This is a genomic window from Micromonospora sp. NPDC051296 (assembly GCF_040682255.1).
Classification (GTDB): Bacteria; Actinomycetota; Actinomycetes; order Mycobacteriales; family Micromonosporaceae; genus Micromonospora; species Micromonospora craterilacus.
Genome location: NZ_JBFBAO010000621.1, coordinates 1 through 1,927 on the forward strand (window position 1 = coordinate 1; position 1,927 = coordinate 1,927).

2 protein-coding genes and 1 pseudogene are annotated in these 1,927 nt (G+C 71.3%); 1 reads left to right on the forward strand and 2 read right to left on the reverse strand.

Features of this window, described 5'->3' with window-relative positions; translation table 11 throughout:
• A pseudogene (locus tag AB0M52_RS33585) lies at positions 1-728 on the forward strand (hypothetical protein); the annotation flags it as partial.
• A gap of 114 nt (positions 729-842) precedes the next feature.
• On the opposite strand, the gene AB0M52_RS33590 reads toward AB0M52_RS33585, so the two are convergent.
• Both AB0M52_RS33590 and AB0M52_RS33595 read right to left on the reverse strand, forming a co-directional pair.
• The gene (locus tag AB0M52_RS33590; RefSeq protein ID WP_363961878.1) at positions 843-1,310 is read right to left on the reverse strand and encodes an MHYT domain-containing protein; all 468 of its coding nucleotides are present in this window, start codon (positions 1,308-1,310) and stop codon (positions 843-845) included.
• On the reverse strand, positions 1,292-1,786 hold the full coding sequence (locus tag AB0M52_RS33595; protein ID WP_363961880.1) for an MHYT domain-containing protein: 495 nt from the start codon (positions 1,784-1,786) through the stop codon (positions 1,292-1,294). Before AB0M52_RS33595 ends, AB0M52_RS33590 begins: the two co-directional genes overlap by 19 nt.
• Between the last annotated feature and the right edge of the window lie 141 nt (positions 1,787-1,927).

The following is a 1,927-nucleotide window of genomic DNA, read 5'->3' on the forward strand; positions in this document are numbered from 1 at the left end:
CGGCGGTCTACGCGGCGCGTGCCAACCTCAAGCCCTTGATCATCGAAGGCGTGCAGTCCGGCGGCGCGCTGATGACCACCACCGAGGTGGAGAACGCCGGCGACACCGACTTCCGCAACCCCACCACCCCGGTGATCGTCAACCTGATCGCCGCGATCCGGACGCTGAAGCAGCGCTACGGACCGAACTTCGTGCTCACCATGGCGCCGGAGACGTTCTTCGTCCAGCTCGGGTATCAGTTCTACGGGCCCGGCCCGTGGGGTGGGCAGGACCCGCGCGCCGGGTCGTACCTGCCGGTGATCCACGCGCTGCGCAACGACCTGACCGTGCTGCACGTACAGAACTACAACTCGGGGCCGATCATGGGGCTGGACAACCAGTACCACACGATGGGCGGCGCCGACTTCCACGTCGCGATGACCGACATGCTGCTCGCCGGTTTCCCGGTCGCCGGCAACCCGGATCGGGTCTTCGCCGCCCTGCGGGAGGACCAGGTCGCCTTCGGCGCACCGTCGTCGGTCAGCGCAGGCAACGGCTACGTCGCCCCCGCCGGGGTGCAGTCGGCGGTGACCTGCCTGGTCCGGGGGCAAAGCTGCGGCAGCTACACCCCGCGCAGCGGCACCAACCCCGGCTTCCGGGGGCTGATGACCTGGTCGATCAACTGGGATCGGTACTACCAATGGGAGTTCGGCCGCAACCACGGCCCCTTCCTGAAGGCCCTGTCCTGAGCGGACGCCCCCGAACATCGGCGGTGGCCACGAGCGGTGCCGCTCGTGGCCACCACCGGGCCGGGACGATACCCGCGCGGGCGACCGACTTCCCCCAGCCAGCCGCCGGCAGGATCAGCGCGGCGGACGGTCCCGACGGGACGGGAACTGGGCACCGGGCCGGGCCAGCGTGGACCGGGCGCGCAGCCCGACCGAATCCGGCGCGGCGGCACCGACCGGGCCCGAACCGGTGGTCGGACCGGCCGTCGCCGGTGCCGGCGACCGCCGGGCATCCAGGTACGCCGCAGCCGCGCGGTCCTCGTCGGTAGGCGCGGCGAGCAGCGCGTAGACCAGCCCCACCACACCGAAGACCACCAGCAGCACGATCGGCACCAGCAGCGTGCCCACCTCGGCCCCGGCGATCTCCCCCCGCTGCTCGTGCAGGTGCACCGACAGGGCGCTCATGCCGGTGAAGTGCATGCCGTTGACCGCCACGCCCATCACCAGCGCCGAGGCGAGGATCGCCAGCCCCCGGCGTACGGTCACCGCGAGCCAGAGCGCGGCGGTGGCCGCCAGCACGGCGATCAGCACCGACAGGGCCACCCGGGCAGTGCCGCTCCCCGTCGCGGTCTCGCTGGCTGGAGAGCGTCGTAGCCGAGCTGGCCGTCCAGCCGCATCGCGGCCATGCCGGTGTAGTGCATCGCCGCCACCCCGACGCCGGTGAACAGGCCGGCGGCGATGATGCGTACCGCCGACAGCCGGCCGGTGCCCACGATGGCCAGTCCGATCCCGACGGACGCCACCGCGATCAGCGCGCTGGCGACGGTGATCGGCACGTCGTACCGGATCCGGGAACCGGTCACGGCGAAGCCCAGCATCGCCATGAAGTGCATGGTCCAGATCGCGGTGCCGCCGAGCGCCCACGCCGCCAGCAGCCCCCACCAGGTCCGCTGGCCGGCGCTGGGCGCGGTACGGATCCGGCTGGCGCAGATCAGTCCGAGGATGGAACCCAGCACCGACAGCGCGTAGCTGATCGCCGGTGTGATCCATCCGTACTCAAAGTGATTGATGTCTGCCAAAATGGCTCCCCCCAGAGCTGTTACCGGCGCGTACCTGACGCGCCGGTAACATGATCCGGGACCTGCTAAGCAGCCCGTTCCGCGGCCGTACCCCGACTGCTGCCCGAAGGGCTCGGACTGTCCCAGGTCGGTGCGCGCGCG